The organism is Pseudomonas sp. LAIL14HWK12:I7 (assembly GCF_000483465.1).
Lineage (GTDB): Bacteria > Pseudomonadota > Gammaproteobacteria > Pseudomonadales > Pseudomonadaceae > Aquipseudomonas > Aquipseudomonas kermanshahensis.
Genome location: NZ_AXYZ01000008.1, coordinates 360,778 through 376,040, shown reverse-complemented (window position 1 = coordinate 376,040; position 15,263 = coordinate 360,778). Strand labels below are relative to the sequence as shown.

The 15,263-nt window shown below is 63.1% G+C and carries 17 protein-coding genes; 10 read left to right on the top strand and 7 right to left on the bottom strand.

Annotation, left to right across the window (positions count from 1 at the left end; all coding sequences use genetic code 11):
- Positions 1-11: 11 nt before the first annotated feature.
- Entirely contained in the window at positions 12-1,052 is a 1,041-nt protein-coding gene (locus D886_RS0110795; RefSeq protein WP_027593947.1) for a patatin-like phospholipase family protein, read from the bottom strand.
- Between the two features lie 162 nt (positions 1,053-1,214).
- On the opposite strand from D886_RS0110795, the gene D886_RS0110790 reads away from it, so the two are divergent.
- From D886_RS0110790 to D886_RS0110780, 3 genes are all read left to right on the top strand, one after another.
- Positions 1,215-1,493, top strand: a complete 279-nt coding sequence (locus D886_RS0110790) for a hypothetical protein (protein ID WP_027593946.1) — start codon at positions 1,215-1,217, stop codon at positions 1,491-1,493.
- A gap of 14 nt (positions 1,494-1,507) precedes the next feature.
- Complete coding sequence (locus D886_RS0110785) at positions 1,508-2,275, top strand: CHAD domain-containing protein (RefSeq protein ID WP_027593945.1); 768 nt, start codon at positions 1,508-1,510, stop codon at positions 2,273-2,275.
- Between the two features lie 117 nt (positions 2,276-2,392).
- Positions 2,393-3,190 carry an acyl-CoA thioesterase II gene (locus tag D886_RS0110780; RefSeq protein ID WP_027593944.1) on the top strand — a complete coding sequence of 266 codons (798 nt, stop codon included), beginning with the start codon at positions 2,393-2,395 and terminating at the stop codon, positions 3,188-3,190.
- A 16-nt stretch (positions 3,191-3,206) separates the two neighbouring features.
- On the opposite strand, the gene D886_RS0110775 is transcribed toward D886_RS0110780, so the two are convergent.
- The 3 genes from D886_RS0110775 to D886_RS0110765 form a co-directional block, all read right to left on the bottom strand.
- On the bottom strand, positions 3,207-3,575 hold the full coding sequence (locus D886_RS0110775; protein ID WP_027593943.1) for an Mpo1-like protein: 369 nt from the start codon (positions 3,573-3,575) through the stop codon (positions 3,207-3,209).
- An 88-nt stretch (positions 3,576-3,663) separates the two neighbouring features.
- The gene (locus D886_RS0110770; RefSeq protein ID WP_027593942.1) at positions 3,664-5,142 is read right to left on the bottom strand and encodes a methyl-accepting chemotaxis protein; all 1,479 of its coding nucleotides are present in this window, start codon (positions 5,140-5,142) and stop codon (positions 3,664-3,666) included.
- A gap of 115 nt (positions 5,143-5,257) precedes the next feature.
- Positions 5,258-6,055, bottom strand: a complete 798-nt coding sequence (locus D886_RS0110765; protein WP_027593941.1) for a TatD family hydrolase — start codon at positions 6,053-6,055, stop codon at positions 5,258-5,260.
- A gap of 157 nt (positions 6,056-6,212) precedes the next feature.
- On the opposite strand from D886_RS0110765, the gene D886_RS0110760 reads away from it, so the two are divergent.
- The 4 genes from D886_RS0110760 to greB all read left to right on the top strand — a co-directional run bounded on the left by D886_RS0110760 (position 6,213) and on the right by greB (position 9,176).
- Positions 6,213-7,619 carry a transglycosylase SLT domain-containing protein gene (locus D886_RS0110760; RefSeq protein WP_027593940.1) on the top strand — a complete coding sequence of 469 codons (1,407 nt, stop codon included), beginning with the start codon at positions 6,213-6,215 and terminating at the stop codon, positions 7,617-7,619.
- A 112-nt stretch (positions 7,620-7,731) separates the two neighbouring features.
- Positions 7,732-8,169, top strand: a complete 438-nt coding sequence (locus D886_RS0110755) for a DoxX family protein (protein ID WP_027593939.1) — start codon at positions 7,732-7,734, stop codon at positions 8,167-8,169.
- Between the two features lie 207 nt (positions 8,170-8,376).
- Positions 8,377-8,694, top strand: coding sequence for a hypothetical protein (locus D886_RS0110750; RefSeq protein ID WP_027593938.1), 318 nt, complete (start codon positions 8,377-8,379; stop codon positions 8,692-8,694).
- An 11-nt stretch (positions 8,695-8,705) separates the two neighbouring features.
- Entirely contained in the window at positions 8,706-9,176 is a 471-nt protein-coding gene (greB, locus tag D886_RS0110745; RefSeq protein WP_027593937.1) for a transcription elongation factor GreB, read from the top strand.
- 91 nt (positions 9,177-9,267) lie between these two features.
- On the opposite strand, the gene D886_RS0110740 is transcribed toward greB, so the two are convergent.
- Positions 9,268-11,775 (bottom strand): ABC transporter permease, encoded by a 2,508-nt coding sequence (locus D886_RS0110740; RefSeq protein WP_027593936.1) that lies wholly within the window; start codon positions 11,773-11,775, stop codon positions 9,268-9,270.
- A 4-nt stretch (positions 11,776-11,779) separates the two neighbouring features.
- Entirely contained in the window at positions 11,780-12,463 is a 684-nt protein-coding gene (locus D886_RS0110735) for an ABC transporter ATP-binding protein (protein WP_027593935.1), read from the bottom strand.
- A 10-nt stretch (positions 12,464-12,473) separates the two neighbouring features.
- Here D886_RS0110735 and D886_RS0110730 point away from each other — a divergent pair, with 10 nt between their 5' ends.
- The 3 genes from D886_RS0110730 to D886_RS0110720 all read left to right on the top strand — a co-directional run bounded on the left by D886_RS0110730 (position 12,474) and on the right by D886_RS0110720 (position 14,516).
- Complete coding sequence (locus tag D886_RS0110730) at positions 12,474-13,079, top strand: arylesterase (RefSeq protein WP_027593934.1); 606 nt, start codon at positions 12,474-12,476, stop codon at positions 13,077-13,079.
- Between the two features lie 58 nt (positions 13,080-13,137).
- A complete protein-coding gene (locus D886_RS0110725) occupies positions 13,138-13,419 on the top strand; it encodes a hypothetical protein (protein WP_027593933.1) in 282 nt (93 codons plus the stop codon).
- 119 nt (positions 13,420-13,538) lie between these two features.
- Entirely contained in the window at positions 13,539-14,516 is a 978-nt protein-coding gene (locus tag D886_RS0110720) for a L,D-transpeptidase family protein (protein ID WP_027593932.1), read from the top strand.
- A gap of 123 nt (positions 14,517-14,639) precedes the next feature.
- Here D886_RS0110720 and oprI read toward each other — a convergent pair whose 3' ends face one another.
- Positions 14,640-14,891, bottom strand: coding sequence for an outer membrane lipoprotei OprI (oprI, locus tag D886_RS0110715; RefSeq protein ID WP_003259780.1), 252 nt, complete (start codon positions 14,889-14,891; stop codon positions 14,640-14,642).
- Positions 14,892-15,263: the final 372 nt, after the last annotated feature.

The following is a 15,263-nucleotide window of genomic DNA, read 5'->3' as shown; positions in this document are numbered from 1 at the left end:
GGAGCGGCCTCCTAGCGCTTCACCCCTTCGTAGTTGTCCAGCGTGTCCCGCGCAATCTCCCGCCCCAGGGCGATCAGCTCGGGGGCCTTGTAGAACTCGAAGAACCGGCACACCCGCTTCGGTACGTTGATCAACACATCTGGCGGGTAACCGGCGATCTTGTACTGCGCCAACGACGTCTGCATCACCTCGAAGCTCTGGTTGATCAGGTCCAGCAGCGAAGCCGGCCCCACGTTGTCGATGATGAACGAGCCGGTGGCCGACTTGGGTGCGCCTTCGCGCTCGGGCGCGGCTGCGGGCTGCTGGCCTTCCGGGTCGGCGACATCCGCCAACCATGGGCTGGGTGGGGCCAGGCCTTCGGCAACGATTTCCTGTTCGATACGTATCAGTTCTTCCGCCGGCTTGCGCCGGAACGGCAGGCGCGAACCCAGTGAGCTAAGCAGCGAATCGAAGCGCATCTTGAAGGCTGCCGGGCGTTCGATCACCGGCAACTGGTACTGCTTCTGGTTGGTGGCGTTGAGGTTGACTGCGATGATCAGGTCGCAGTGGCTGGACACCACCGGCACGATCGGCAGCGGGTTGAGAATGCCGCCATCGACCAGCATGCGGTTGCCCTGCATCACTGGGGTGAACAGGCTAGGGATCGCCGCCGAAGCGCGCATGGCCTGGTGCAGGCAACCTTCCTGAAACCAGATTTCCTGCTGGTGGGTGAGGTCGGTGGCTACGGCGGTGTAAGGAATGCGCAACTGTTCGATGTTGATGTCGCCGACGATTTTGCGGATTTGTCCGAAAACCTTGTCACCGCGGATCGCGCCGAGGCGAAAGCTGACGTCGACCAGGCGCAGTACATCCAGATAGTCGAGGCTTTCGATCCAGTTGCGATACTCGTCGAGTTTGCCGGCGGCGTAGATGCCGCCAATCACTGCCCCCATGGAGCAGCCGGCAATGCAGGCAATGTCGTAGCCGCGCCGCTCTATTTCTTCGATCACCCCGATATGTGCATACCCTCGTGCACCCCCCGACCCCAACACCAGCGCCACGCGTTTACTCATGATTTTCCCTCAGCCTGTGCAACCATGGTTTAACAATGCACCCATTGCTGCCTGTGCTTCAATGTAGACCGCGCTGATCTACGCTAAGCAAAGCCCACACGCGGGCACTTTTTGCTTGCCCATGCGTCGAACAGCCACTCTTTTGACTTTGAGGAATTACCGATGAAAGCCTGGATCTGCCTTCCACTGATTGCCCTGGCCCTTGCTGGCTGTGCGGGCAAGACGGCCTACCGTGACAGCTGCGCGACCCAGCTGGATGCCGCCTGGAAGGAGCTCGACCTGGCCAAGGCCGAAGGGTTTGCCGGTACTGTCAGTTATTCGAAGGCGTTGTCGCTGCTGACGGGGGCCAAGACCCAGCAGCAGTTCGAAGGTTTTGAAGGGTGCACCAAGAAGGCCGAGAAGGCGCGTTTCTACATTCGTGAGTCGCGCGCTGGCCGCTGACCGAGGAGCGTCCCATGTCTGCCATGCTCGATCATGTCGTTTCACAAATCCTGGCCTTGCAAGTGCGCCTGCTGGCCTGCCGCGAGCGGCTTGCCGCGGATACCGACAGCGAGGCACTGCACGACCTGCGCATCGCTGTACGGCGCTTGCGCAGCCTGCTGCGGCCGCTGCGGGGGTTGCCGGGTGTCGAACAGCTGGAGGCCGCTGCCAAGTCCCTGGGCACATTGACGACGCCGTTGCGTGACCGTGAGGTGCTGGCGGCCGAGCTGGTCGGGCGAGGCTTGGTCGAGGTCGGGCAGCGGCGGCTGGCAGGGCGGGGCAAGGCCTTTGCCAGTGTCGCTGGCAGCCCGCAACTGACCCGTCTGCTGGCGATCGTGGATGCGTTTCCGTTGTTCCTGCGTGCGGCGGATCGCGAGGGCCTGGCGGATGCGCTGGAAAAACGCGTCGACAAACGCTTGGTTCAGCAATGGCGCAAGCTGCGCAAGGCACTGGCAGACCCGGCCCACGATCGGCATCGGCTGCGGCTGTTGATCAAGCGTGCACGCTACGGTGATGAGGCCTATCCGCAACTCGAGCATGCCGGAAAAAAACTGCAGCGCCTGCTGAAAAAGGCCCAGGGTGACCTGGGCACTTGGCATGACCGCCTGCAATGGTTGCTGCAAGCGCGCGAGCACGCCGACCTGGCGCCGTGCAAGATCGACTGGGAGCAAGAGCTGCATGAGGCGGAGCGTCAATCCGACCTCACGATGGAGGCTTTGCAGGTGGCGTTGAAGCAGCGATAGCCCGGCATATGACCGATTTAGGGCCTGATCGGTGCAGGCGGGCTGGTTAGTATGTTTCGATGCAGGGCGCGTGCACTACGTGCCCCCAGATCGATACGCTGCAGGAGCCTACGTGCGATGAACTTCACTGAACTGCTCGACGCCGTGCGAGCGAATGCTGAATCGGTAACCGTCCCCCCGACCTGGGCCCAGGGCCGCGCGGCCTTCGGCGGGTTGATGGCCGCCATGGTCTATGAAGCAATGCGCCTGAAGCTGACCGATGACCGCCCTGTGCGCTCCTTGGCCATCAGCTTCGTGGCGCCCGCGGCGGCGGATGTACCGATTCGTTTCGAGGTCGACGTGCTGCGTGAAGGCAAGGCTGTCACTACCTTGCTTGGCCGAGCGGTGCAGGAAGGGCAGGTGGTGACGCTGGTACAGGGTAATTTCGGTGCAGGCCGCCCCTCGGTGGTCGACATCCCGGCGCAACCGGCGTTTGCCATGAAACCGCTGGAGCAAGCCGCCCCAGAACTCCCTTACATCAAAGGCGTGACCCCGGAATTCATGCGCCATGTAGCCCTTCGCTGGGCGGTGGGCGGGCTGCCATTCAGTGGCAACGATTCGCGGCAGATGGGCGGCTGGGTACGCTTGCGCGACATCGCCGACGAAGCGTTGAACGTGTCTCACCTGCTGGCTTTGGTAGATGCTTGGCCACCGAGCCTGTTGCCGCACCTGAAACAGCCGGCAGCCGGCAGTACGCTGACCTGGACCATCGAATTCATCCAGCCCACGCCGACGCTGTCGACACTGGACTGGTGCCGCTATTGCGTCGAGACCGAATACGCGCGTGATGGTTATGGGCATGCCGCCGCCGCGCTCTGGTCGGCTGAGGGCGAGTTACTGGCGCTAAGCCGTCAAACGGTTACGGTTTTCGCCTAGAGGTCCGCTTCAGCCTTTAGTGGCGATGCTTGTGCCGTTCGCGCCAAGCCCGCCACCAGGCCCCGCTCAATACAAAGCGCGGAAAAGTGATGAACTGTTCGGTCAGCAGGCGCTGTACGGCGTCCTTGCGGTTGGCGAACGGCTCGGGTTGTTGGGCTTCCAGTCGATGCCCGTGACGTTGCAGGCCCAGGCCAGCGATCAGAGAAATGATGCCAACGGCAAGCTGACCCAAGTCCAGGGCAAAAAGGCCGGACAACACCAGCAGCACGCCGAGAATGAACAGAGGTACGGCAATCAGGTGCAGCGCCAGGTTGGTCGGGTGGCGATGATTGTGGTGATAGCCACGCCATTGCCAGGCGGGCAGATTGGGCAGGCGTTTGCTCATGGGTATTTCCTCTCGGTCATGCCCAAAGCTTAGTGCGGCCCCCGGGAGGGGGCCAATCGAGCCTGGCTATCGTGACACGCTAAGGTGACTATAGCTTGAGCTGGCCTATGGCCTTGTTCAGCTCGCCAGCAAGGGTCGCTAATTCGTTGCTGGTGGTGGCCGAGCCGACGGTCTGTTGCACGGTGTGTTCAGTGACATCACGGATGCTCACCACCGCCCGGTTCATTTCTTCGGCCACCTGGCTTTGCTCTTCGGCAGCTACGGCGATTTGCGTATTGCTTTCGCGCATCTGCGCCACTGCACCGGTAATCTCGGCCAGCGCCTCACCGGCTGCCTGGGCCTGTTTAACGCAATCGTCGGCCTTGTACGAGCTTTCCTGCATGAACTCCACTGCATCGCGGGTGCCGGACTGAAGCGCGGAGACCATGGTGGTGATCTCGTCGGTCGAGGTCTGCACGCGTTTGGCCAGGTTGCGTACTTCATCGGCGACCACCGCGAAGCCGCGGCCCAAGTCACCCGCGCGTGCTGCTTCGATGGCGGCGTTCAGTGCCAGCAGGTTGGTTTGCTCGGCAATGCTGTGGATCACCCCCACCACGCCGTTGATCTTCTGGCTGTCCTCGGCCAGTTGGCGGATCATCTCGGCGGTCTGCTGCACGCCGCTGGACAACCCTGCGATCGAATCCTGTACGCGGCTAACCACTTCCTGGCCGCTGCCGGCGAGCGTATCGGCCGTCTGCGACAGGTCGCGGGTAGCGCCGGCATGCTGGGCAATGTGGTGCACCGTGGCCGACATCTCGTTGATGGCCGTGGCGGCCTGGTCGGTTTCACTTTGCTGGCCGAGCATGCCGTGGCGCACGTCGTTCATGCTAGACGCCAGGCGCGCTGCACCGGCGTCGAGTTGCGCGGCGGTGAGGGCCACGGTGCTGACCACACGGTGGTAGGTCGACTGCATGGCATTGAAGGCCCCGGCCATCTGGCCGACTTCGTCGCCACATGCCAACGGCACCCGCGCCGACAGGTCGCCGGTCTTCTCCACGTGCAGCATGACGTCCTTGAGGGTGTTGAGCTGGCTGAGCAGGAAGCGGATCAGCAACTGCGAAGCTCCGAGCATGGCCAGCATCAGGATCAGTACGCACACGGCGTAGTTGGTGAAGCGTTCGAAGAACACCTGGCGCACGCTTGGCGACTGGGCCAGTACGGCAACCTGCTGGTCGCCGTGTTGCAGCACCTGGGCGCCGCGCAGCGGGTTGTCGCCCAGCAGCCACGCGGCGGGCAGGTCGACCCAGCCCTGGGCGTTGCGCAGAACTTCGATCGGTTCGCCAGCAAAACGTGGCGTCTGGCCCGGCAACCAGCTGATGACATTGGCTTGCCGGGGCAGCGCTTGCCCGGCAGGCCAGGCGGACAGCAGCTGGGCTTGTGCCGCAGCTTGCGCCTGGGCCGCGTCGGCGCGGGCGCGTTGCTCCAGGTGCACGGCGTAGAGCACCAGCAGCAAGGTCGTGACAAAGGCCACCGCGTTGACGGCCCAGAACTTGTACTTCAGGGAAACATTGCTAAGCCAGGCACCCATGGGCAGGTCTTCTCTGAGTTGAGCGGAAACAATATTGGCAAGGTGCCATCATTGTGCCTGCACCCGACAGAGGCATTCTTGATATGTATCAAGAAAAAACAGGGCAGGGGCCAGCTCAGACTAGTCGAAAGAATGCCCGTGCCGCCGCCGTCGTATGGGCTGCCGTGTGCTCCACGGGCTCGCCCCGGTGCAACGCCACTTCCCTCAGCACCTCCGGCAGAAACGCCGGTTCGTTACGGCCGTTTTTAGGCTTGGGCCTCAGGCTGCGCGGCAGCAGGTAGGGCGCATCGCTCTCGAGCATCAGGCGGCCTTCCGGGATGTTGCCGACCAGGGGATGCAGGTGCGTTCCGCGGCGTTCATCGCAGATCCAGCCGGTTATGCCGATGTGCAGGTCCATGTCCAGATAGGCGAACAATGCTTCACGCTCGCCGGTAAAACAGTGCACCACGGCACCGTTCAGCTGGTCGCGGTAGCCCTTGAGGATGGCCAGTAAGCGCTCGCTGGCATCACGTTCGTGCAGAAACACCGGCAAGCCCAGTTCGGCAGCCAGCGCCAGTTGAGCTTCCAAGGCCTTTTCCTGCAGCGGGCGAGGGGAGAAGTCGCGGTTGAAGTCCAAGCCGCATTCGCCCACTGCCCGTACCCGTTGCTCATTCAGCAATTGGCGCAGCTGACGCTCGCTGTTGGCATCCCAGGATTTGGCATCGTGAGGGTGCACGCCAGCGGTGGCGAACAGGTGTTCAGCGCTTGCATCCAGCTGCTGGCACAGCTCCAGCGCCTGCTCGCTGACCGCCAGGCTGGTGCCCGTCAGGACCATTTGCGCCACGCCTGCCTCGATGGCGCGCTCGACGATGGCCGCCTGTTGGTCGTGGAAACTGCTGTTGGTCAGGTTGACGCCGATATCGATCAGTTGCATGGTGCTATCTCGTGCCGCGGGGCGGCCAGCATAGCAAAATCCGCGTTTTTCGGAAAAAACCAAGAACTTCATGCTGTTGCCATGGTCTTCTGCCGTCATTTATCACGAAGCGGCGATGCCACATGAACGCCGCCCACCGACCTCGGACACGCTTCGCATGCTGCGATACCTGCTGACCTTCTTGCTGATGCTTGGGCTGACCACTGCCGGTGCTGCCCACGCACGCCTGCCAGGGCCGCAGCAAAATATCCCGCCCAGCAAGCTGCGTGACCTCCAGCAGATCCGTAGCAGCAAGGTGCTGCGGGTGTTGGTCAATCAAAGCCGCAACAGCTCTGGCGAGGTCAAGGGCGAGCCGGTCGGCATCGAATACTATCGCCTGCGCGCGCTTGAGCATTACCTGAATGCTCGGGCTGGCGATGGGCAGCAGATTCAGCTGAAACTCATCCCCCGCGCCAAAGAGCAGTTGCTGGGTGCCCTGCAGCGCGGCGAAGGGGACTTGGCTGCCCCGGGTGAACTGCTCGACCCGGTGGTGGTGCGGGGCGTCAGCAGTAGCGCGCCGGTGCTCGACCAGGTGCCGCTGATGCTGGTCGGGCGCAAAGGCGAGCGCAGCTTCAGCCATGTCGAGCAGTTGTCGGGGCGTACGGTCGCCTTGACCAGTGCCAGTGCCGCCGGGCCTTTGATCCAGCAGGTGAACCAGCAATTGGCCTTGCGCAAGCGTGCGCCGATCAAGGTGGAGTGGGTCGACTCGACCCTGGCGGTGGAAGACGTGCTGGAAATGGTCCAGGCCGGTATCTATCACCTGACAGTGGTCGAGCGCCCGATTGCCCTGCGTTGGGCCAGGGTGATGCCGCGTCTGCGCCTGGACAGCCGTGTGCACCTGGGGGCGCCGCAAGCCATGCGCTGGTACGTGGGGCGCGACGCCCCGCAACTGCTGGCCAGCGTCGATCGCTTTCTGCAGGGTTACCGCGCACCGGATAACCAGGATGCCGCGTTCGAGCGCATCTACCGTCGCCAGTACCGCGTACACAACCCCTTGGCGAGCAAGGATCGGCAGCGGCTGAGCGCAGTGCGTGCGGTGCTGCAGAAGCATGGCGAGGCGCAGCAGATCGACTGGCTCAACCTGGCCGCGCTCGCCTTCAAGGAATCGACGCTCAACCCCTCGGCCCGCGGCACGGGCGGCGCCCATGGCCTGATGCAGATTACCCCGTCGGCCGCGCAACGGGTCGGGGTGAGCAATACCGCCACGGTCGATGGCAACGTCCAAGCCAGTGCCCGCTACCTGGCGCTGATCCGGCGAAAGTTCTTTGCCAGTGCCCAGATCAACGAGCGAGAGCGCATGGCGTTTGTGCTGGCGGCCTATAACCTGGGGCCTGAACGGGTCCAGGCGATGCGTGCTGAAGCCCGCCGACGGGGGCTCAACGGCAACCAGTGGTTCTTCCAGACCGAGCGCATTGCGATGGAGCAGGTGGGCATGGGGCCGGTCAACTTCGTCAACAGTGTCAACAAGTACTTCCTGGCGTTCAACCGTGAGCGTGCTGTTCTGGAGCGAGTAGCCAAGCGCTGACAAATCGATTTTGTCGATTGTTATGTTGGGGTTTTTGCGATTTTCATATTCATTGAATTGATTATGATGGCGCCATTCCAACACAACTTCCCGGATTCAAGGACGCCACAACATGAACACCACCTCCCTCAACGCAGTGATCGCAACCCGTGCAGGCGCTGGCCTCAGCGTGATCCGTATCCTGGTCGGCATCATCTTCATGGCGCATGGCGCGCAGAAGCTGTTCGGCCTGTTTGGCGGCTATGGCCTGGAGGGCACCGGCCAGTGGATGGAAAGCATCGGGCTGGCACCGGGTTACCTGATGGCCTTGCTGTCTGGCAGCGCCGAGTTCTTCGGCGGCCTGGCCCTGGTGATCGGCTTGTTGGCGCGGCCAGCGGCCCTGGCGCTGACGGTGACCCTGGTGGTGGCGATCTTCTCGGTGCACATCGGCAACGGCCTGTTCATGTCCAACAATGGTTATGAATTCGCCCTGGCGCTGCTGGCCGGCACCTTGGCGGTGATGATCGAAGGTGCAGGTCGCTTCTCCCTCGACCGCCTGATCGCCCGCTGACAGGCCCCGGGCCTCAAGCTGCATCGTGCAGCTTGAGGCTTGAATCTTTGCGCTTGTAGCTCTAGCATACCGCCTGCGCCGATTTAAACAGCTACTTGCGGGGCGCAGGAGAGGCCCCTCCGGGTCATCCGAAATACCGCTAAAGCGCTGGTTCGGTGACGCCTCCCACCGCTGCCCAGCGGGATTCGCGAGGCGGAGAGAAGCACCATGAGTTGCCCACGTAGCCCACGTACTAGCGTCTGTTTGAGCCCGTTGCCTGCAAACGAGGCCTCCCGCACACCGCGCATCCTGCTCGGTGGCCAGCATCAGCCTACCCTTTTGCGTCATCTCGAAGGCCTTTCACGTCGCAAGGGCCAGGCGCGTGCCTTTCTTATCCAGTTCACCGAAACCTGCTGCCATCTCGCGCAGTATGGCAACGACCGTTTCGACTTGGCAGTCATTCAGGCCCCGGCCTCTGCCGAGGCCGCCGAAGTCATTGGCCATCTCACCCGCATCGCTCGTCAAGGCCTGATCACCCGCCGTTGAGGAGAACGCTGTTGAGCACCAACATCATCACCACCGAAGGCCATGAGGCCCTGAAAAAAGAGCTGGATCACCTGTGGCGTGTCTACCGCCCCGAGATCACCCAGAAGGTGACCTGGGCGGCATCGCTGGGTGATCGCAGCGAGAATGCCGATTACCAATACAACAAGAAGCTGTTGCGCGAGATCGACCGCCGGGTCCGGTACCTGCGCAAGCGCCTTGAGGATGTAAAGGTCGTGGCGTATTCGCCAGAGCAGGAAGGGAAGGTGTTTTTCGGTGCCTGGGTCGAGATCGAGAACGACGAGGGCGAGACCAAGAAGTTTCGTATTGTCGGGTATGACGAGATCTATGGGCGTAACGACTACATCTCGATCGACTCACCCATGGCCCGTGCCTTGCTCAAAAAGGAGGAGGGCGACGAGGTGGTGGTGCAGACCCCGACCGGCGACGCGGCCTGGTACGTCAACAGCATCAGCTACACGTAGGAGCGGCCTTGTGTCGCGATGGGCCGCAAAGCGGCCCCAGTACAGGCGATGGCTAATTAAGTGAACAGTATTACGCTCCTGTAGAGGTTTTTCACCCCTCCCGCAACACGGTCAATGGGCTGGCATTGAGCGCCCGCCGCGTGCCGAGCACCCCAGCACCCCCCACCAGCACTGCCCCCGCCAGCGGTAGCACGAGCAGCCACGGGTGCGGGTTCCATTGCAGGTCGAAGGCATAGCGGTACAGCACCAGCGTGATCAGCTCGCAACCCAGTGCAGCCAGCAACCCGCTGGCTGCGCCCAGCAGGCCAAACTCGATACGTCTTGCCTTGACCAGCAATGGCCGTGCCGCGCCCAGTGCCCGCAGCAGGGCGCCTTGGCGAATGCGTTCGTCCAGTGTTGCCTGCAAGCCGGCGAACAGCACCGCCAAGCCTGCCGCCAAGACGAACAGCAGCACATACTCGACCGCCAGGGTGACCTGAGCAAGGATGCTGCGCAGCTGATCCAGCAACGCGTCAACCTGCAGGATGGTCACCGCCGGGAAAGCCCGTGACAGCGCGACCACATCCAGGTCATGGCCTGGGGCCAGATAGAAGCTGGTGAGGTAAGTCGTGGGCAACCCCTGCAGCGTGCCAGGCTGGAAGATCATGTAGAAGTTCGGCTGGAAGCTGTCCCAGTGCACACTGCGCAGGCTGCTGACCCGGGCCTGGCGTTGCTGGCCACCGATGTCGAAGGTCAGCAGGTCACCCAGTTGCAGCTTCAGGCTCGTGGCCAGTTCGGCCTCCACCGAAACGCCCGGTATCTCGTCGCCCGACGGCAGTGCCTGCCACCATTCGCCTGCCGTCAGTGCATTGCCATTGGGCAATTCGGCGGCCCAGGTCAGGCTGAGGTCGCGTTGCACGGCGCGTTCGCCTGCGGAGTCCTTGCTGACGATCTGCTGCACCGGTTGCTGGTTGATCTGGATCAGGCGGCCGGGCGTTACCGGGTACAGCGGCGCCGAGGCTGCATTGACCTGCTGCAGGTGTTGAGCGAAGGGCTCACGATCATCCGGCAGGATGTTCAGGGCGAAGTGGTTGGGTGCATCCTTGGGCAATTGTGCCTGCCAGGTGTCGAGCAGCTCGGCACGCAGCAATGCGACCAGCGCCATGGCCAGCAGAATCAGGCCAAAAGCCAGGGCCTGGCCAGCGGCAGCCAACGGATGGCGCAACAATTGCCCGAGCCCAAGGCGCCAGGCCAGCGGGGCACCGACCAACAGTTGGCGCAAGCTGCGCAGGCCCAGTAGCAGCAGGCCGCCGAGCACCACCGCCGCGACCAGGCCACCGCCCAGCAGTGCGAAGGTCAGCAGCAGGTCTAGGCTCAGGCGCCACATGATCAGGCCCAGGGCCAACAAGGCGGCGCCATACACCAGCCAACTGCTGGGTGGCACCGGCAGCAGGTCACGGCGCAGCACGCGCAGCGGGGGTACCTGGCCGAGGGCGGCAATGGGCGGCAGGGCGAAGCCGGCCAGGGCGACCAGCCCGGTGCCGATGCCGGCCAGCGCGGGTACGACACCACCAGGCGGAACCACGCTCGGCAGCAGGCCGTGCAGCAGCCGGAACAGGCCCAGTTGCGCCAACCATCCAAGCAGGGCGCCTGCCACGGCAGCCACCAGGCCAAGCATGGCCAGCTGCACGCAGTACAGGCCCAGGGCCTGCCGACGGGAAAGGCCCAGGCAGCGAAGTAGCGCACTGGCATCCAGGCGCCGGGCGGCGTAGCGGCTGGCCGACATGGCCACGGCGACGCCGGCCAGCAATACCGCCACCAGGCTTGCCATGTTCAGGTAGCGCTCGGCTTTGCTCAGGGCGCCCCCAATCTGGCGGTTGCCATCGCGGGTGTCGAGCAGGCGCTGGTTGGCCGCGAGGTTTTTCTCCACGGCCTGGCGATACTGGGCCAGCGCTTCGACGTCGCCGCGCCACAGGTCGCGGTAGGACACCCGGCTGCCCGGCTGGATCACCCCGGTCGCGGCCAGGTCCGCCAGGTTCATCATTACCCGCGGGGTCAGGCTATAGAAGTTGTTGGCGCGGTCCGGCTCGTAGGTCAGTACGCGGCTCATGCGCAGGTTTTTCATGCCCACGTCGATGCTGTCACCGATCGCTAGCCCCAGCGCGGCCAGCAGCCTTGGTTCGACCCAGGCCTCCCCGGGCGCCGGGCCACCCCCGGGGGTTTCCTCGGCATAGGGGGCGGCGGCACTGCGAACTTGCCCGCGCAGGGGGTAGGCGCCGTCGGCGGCCTTGACGCTGGACAGTTGGATGCCGCTGTCACCGCCCACCACACTGGTGAATTCGACCACTTGGGCGTGGCGCAAGCCGAGGGCCTTGCCTGCGCTGATCTGTTCGTCCCGGGCAGGTGCGCTGCCTTGCAGCACCAGGTCGGCACCGAGGAATTCGCTGGCACGTAATTGCATGGCGCCGTTGAGGCGGGCACCGAAGTAACCAATCGCCGTACTGGCCGCAACGGCCACCAGCAGGGCAAAGAACAGCACGCGCACTTCGCTGGCGCGGATGTCGCGTAGCAACTGGCGCAACGCCAGGCCGCACAATCGGGAGAAGGGCATGCTGGTCATGAGCTCAGACCTCCACCGGGGCCACCAGGCGGCCGGCGTCCAGGCGGATAAGGCGCCGGCAGCGTCTGGCCAGGCGTTCGTCATGGGTGACCAGTACCAAGGTGGTGCCGCGCTCCTTGTTCAATTCGAACAGCAGGTCGCTGATGCGCTCGCCGGTGTGGCTGTCGAGGTTGCCGGTGGGCTCGTCGGCGAACAGCACGGCAGGTTGTGCCGCGAAGGCGCGGGCAATCGCTACCCGTTGTTGCTCGCCACCGGACAGCTGGCGCGGGGTGTGGCTCAGGCGCTTGCCCAGGCCAACCCGTTCGAGCAGGGTGCGCGCGTGTTCGCGGGCATCACGGCGGCCGTCCAACTCCAGGGGTAGCATGACGTTCTCCAAGGCGTTGAGGCTGTCTAGCAACTGGAATGACTGGAATACGAAGCCGACATGCTCGGCGCGCACGCGGGCGCGCTGGTCTTCGTCCAGTGGGCCCAGGTCATGCCCGGCGAGGATGACCTTGCCGGCGCTGGGCTGGTCGAGGCCGGCGAGCAAGCCGAGCAACGTCGACTTGCCAGAGCCCGAAGCACCGACGATGGCCAGGCTGTCGCCTTGGGCGAGATCGAGGGAGAGGGCGTGGAGGATGGTCAGATCGCCTTCCGCGCTGGGGACCACTTTGCTAAGGTTCTGCGCAACGAGAATGCTGGGGCCCATGGAGAATCCAATGCGAATGTGGTGGTTGAGTGCCGGTCTGGCCTTGTGTTGCCTGGCCCAGAGCGCCACGGCGGGAACGGTGCTAGTGGTTGGTGATAGTATCAGCGCCGGTTTTGGCCTGGATAGCCGCCAGGGGTGGGTCTCTTTGTTGCAGACCCGGCTCAAGGACGAAGGTTTCGATGATCAGGTGGTCAACGCGTCGATCAGCGGCGACACCAGTGCAGGAGGCCAGGCGCGGCTGCCGGCGCTGCTTGCAGCGCACAAGCCGGCGGTGGTGGTGCTGGAGTTGGGCGGCAATGACGGGCTGCGCGGGCAGCCGCCGCAGCAATTGCAACAAAATCTTGCTTCGATGATCGAGAGCGCTCGGCAAGCGGGTGCCAAGGTGCTGCTGCTGGGGATGCGCCTGCCGCCCAACTATGGTGTGCGTTACACCACGGCGTTTGCCCAGGTGTATGAACAGTTGGCTGCGGAAAAACAGGTGCCGTTGGTGCCGTTTTTCCTGGAGGGTGTGGGCGGTGTGCCGGCGCTGATGCAAGCTGATGGCATCCATCCTGCGCAAGGTGCCCAGCAGCGCCTGCTGGAAAATGCCTGGCCGGCGATAAAACCCTTGCTGTGACGCTTTAAACGGGGCCGGCTTTCGGCTAAGGTTGCGCCCCCCGTTTCGAGAGCCCCCGATGCCGCGCCCCGCCTGGTCCCTTTATGCCTACCAACTGATCGAGCCTGACGAACAGCTCGACCTGTTTGCCTGCCAGGAAGTTCGCGTCCACCTGGCGGCCCGCCAGCTTGAGCTGGGCGTGCCGGTCGACCGTACCTTGTGCGGCGGTTTGCTGCCCGCGCAGCCGCGCTGGTCCGGGGTGCAACGGTCGATCTACCGCGACGACCGCCTGTGCGCGCTCTGCCGCGCCATTCTCGACGCCCAGCGGCGCGGCATGCGCCCGGTGTGGCCGCAGCTTTGATGCCAAACCTGACACACCTTTCATCATCTGAAACGCTTGCGTGACGCCAATGCCTCCCGCTTGCATCGGTGCGGGTGTACAATCGATCCTCTTGACCCACCTTTCGAAGGATTTACCGGATGTTGCCGCGCTTTCCTGCCGTCACCCGTAGCCTGTCCCTGGCCGCCCTGCTGGTAGCGGGCCCCGCTGCTGCGCTGGAGCTGCCATTGCCCCCCCCCGGTGAAGACATTGTCGGCCAGGTGCAGGTGATCAAGGCAAAGTACGAAGACACCTTCGCCGATATCGGCACTGCCAACGACCTTGGCTACCTGGAAATGATCGCCGCCAACCCGGGCGTCGACCCTTGGTTGCCGGGTGCCGGTACCGAAATTATCCTGCCGACCCGCTATGTGCTGCCGCCGGGGCCGCGCGAAGGCGTCGTCATCAACCTGGCCGAGTACCGGCTGTACTACTACCCGAAAGGGCAGAGCGTGGTGTACACCTTCCCGCTGGGCATTGGTCGTGAAGGTTGGGGGTCGCCGATCGCCAACACCAAGATCACCGCCAAGACCCCGAACCCGACCTGGACCCCGCCCGCTTCGATTCGCGCCGAGCACGCCGCCGACGGCGACATCCTGCCGACCGTGGTGCCTGCCGGGCCGGACAATCCGCTGGGCCCGTTCAAGTTCACCCTGGGTGTACCGGGTTACCTGATTCATGGTTCAAACAAGAAGTTTGGCATCGGCATGCGCACCAGCCACGGTTGCTTCCGTATGCTTAATAACAACGTGGTCGAGCTGTCGAAGATGGTGCCGGTAGGTACCCCGGTGCGCATCATCAACGAGCCTTACAAGTTCGGTATCAGTGCTGGCAAGGTCTACCTCGAAGCGCACACGCCGTTGGACGATCAAGGTAATCCGTCGGTGGTGGATAAGCACACTGCGGTTATCAATGCACTGCTCAAGCGTGAAGACTTGGCGAGCAACCTGCGCATGAACTGGGACATGGTGCGTGACGTGGTCGCCGCTGAAGATGGCATGCCCGTCGAAATTGCCGTCCCAGTCGATAATCAGGGTACGGCGCCGATGGTTTCGAGCATCCCGCCTGAACTGCAGTAAGCGTTCGCGAGCTGCCCAGGGCCTGCCTTAGTGCAGGCCTTTTCGTTTGTGCACTGCGTGTTGCGCGGCAATAAAAAAGCCGACCCACAAGTGGGTCGGCTTCATAACAATCCGTGAGGACTATTACTTGCGGCTGGCTTTGTCCAGCATACGCAGAGCGCGCTCATTGGCTTCGTCAGCGGTTTGCTGAGCCTTCTGAGCGGCTGCCAGTGCGTCGTCAGCCTTACGGTAGGCTTCGTCTGCACGAGCTTGAGCGCGAGCTGCTGCGTCTTCAGTCGCAGTCAGACGAGCTTCGGTTTCTTTGGATACGCTGCTGCAACCGGTAGCCAGAACTGCGGCCAGAGCCAGAGCAGAGAATTTCAGAACGTTGTTCATCGTGTTCCCCTTCAAGGACTTTCTATTAAAGAGCCATCTCTCGGAAAAGAGAAACTGGCCGGCGTACATAGTACCCATTACTTGTAGTAAGTAAACTGACAGAGCGCAAGAACTGCAAAAAAAATGTTGCTCCAGGTCACGCCGACAAGATTTGCGACGCGTTTGTGAAAAAAACGTACAGGGGCCGCAACCGTCTGTACTACGGGAACTTTTTTGTTGAACTAACGGTGACTTTGTCTGTCGTTCAGCGTCTTAAGCCCTACAACATCCGGCGGCTGTTGGCGTAACGGGAAGAGTCCATTAGCGACGTTTTTTGCCGTTTTTTAACCGTTGCCACCTTGAGCAATCCTGCTTGCCGCGCCTACTATCTTG

Excerpts from the sequence above, each read along its gene's own strand:
- D886_RS0110795 (WP_027593947.1), bottom strand. The coding sequence starts at position 1,052 with ATGAGTAAACGCGTGGCGCTGGTGTTGGGGTCGGGGGGTGCACGAGGG.
- D886_RS0110790 (WP_027593946.1), top strand. The coding sequence starts at position 1,215 with ATGAAAGCCTGGATCTGCCTTCCACTGATTGCCCTGGCCCTTGCTGGC.
- D886_RS0110785 (WP_027593945.1), top strand. The coding sequence starts at position 1,508 with ATGTCTGCCATGCTCGATCATGTCGTTTCACAAATCCTGGCCTTGCAA.
- D886_RS0110780 (WP_027593944.1), top strand. The coding sequence starts at position 2,393 with ATGAACTTCACTGAACTGCTCGACGCCGTGCGAGCGAATGCTGAATCG.
- D886_RS0110775 (WP_027593943.1), bottom strand. The coding sequence starts at position 3,575 with ATGAGCAAACGCCTGCCCAATCTGCCCGCCTGGCAATGGCGTGGCTAT.
- D886_RS0110770 (WP_027593942.1), bottom strand. The coding sequence starts at position 5,142 with ATGGGTGCCTGGCTTAGCAATGTTTCCCTGAAGTACAAGTTCTGGGCC.
- D886_RS0110765 (WP_027593941.1), bottom strand. The coding sequence starts at position 6,055 with ATGCAACTGATCGATATCGGCGTCAACCTGACCAACAGCAGTTTCCAC.
- D886_RS0110760 (WP_027593940.1), top strand. The coding sequence starts at position 6,213 with ATGCTGCGATACCTGCTGACCTTCTTGCTGATGCTTGGGCTGACCACT.
- D886_RS0110755 (WP_027593939.1), top strand. The coding sequence starts at position 7,732 with ATGAACACCACCTCCCTCAACGCAGTGATCGCAACCCGTGCAGGCGCT.
- D886_RS0110750 (WP_027593938.1), top strand. The coding sequence starts at position 8,377 with ATGAGTTGCCCACGTAGCCCACGTACTAGCGTCTGTTTGAGCCCGTTG.
- D886_RS0110740 (WP_027593936.1), bottom strand. The coding sequence starts at position 11,775 with ATGACCAGCATGCCCTTCTCCCGATTGTGCGGCCTGGCGTTGCGCCAG.
- D886_RS0110735 (WP_027593935.1), bottom strand. The coding sequence starts at position 12,463 with ATGGGCCCCAGCATTCTCGTTGCGCAGAACCTTAGCAAAGTGGTCCCC.
- D886_RS0110730 (WP_027593934.1), top strand. The coding sequence starts at position 12,474 with ATGCGAATGTGGTGGTTGAGTGCCGGTCTGGCCTTGTGTTGCCTGGCC.
- D886_RS0110725 (WP_027593933.1), top strand. The coding sequence starts at position 13,138 with ATGCCGCGCCCCGCCTGGTCCCTTTATGCCTACCAACTGATCGAGCCT.
- D886_RS0110720 (WP_027593932.1), top strand. The coding sequence starts at position 13,539 with ATGTTGCCGCGCTTTCCTGCCGTCACCCGTAGCCTGTCCCTGGCCGCC.
- oprI (WP_003259780.1), bottom strand. The coding sequence starts at position 14,891 with ATGAACAACGTTCTGAAATTCTCTGCTCTGGCTCTGGCCGCAGTTCTG.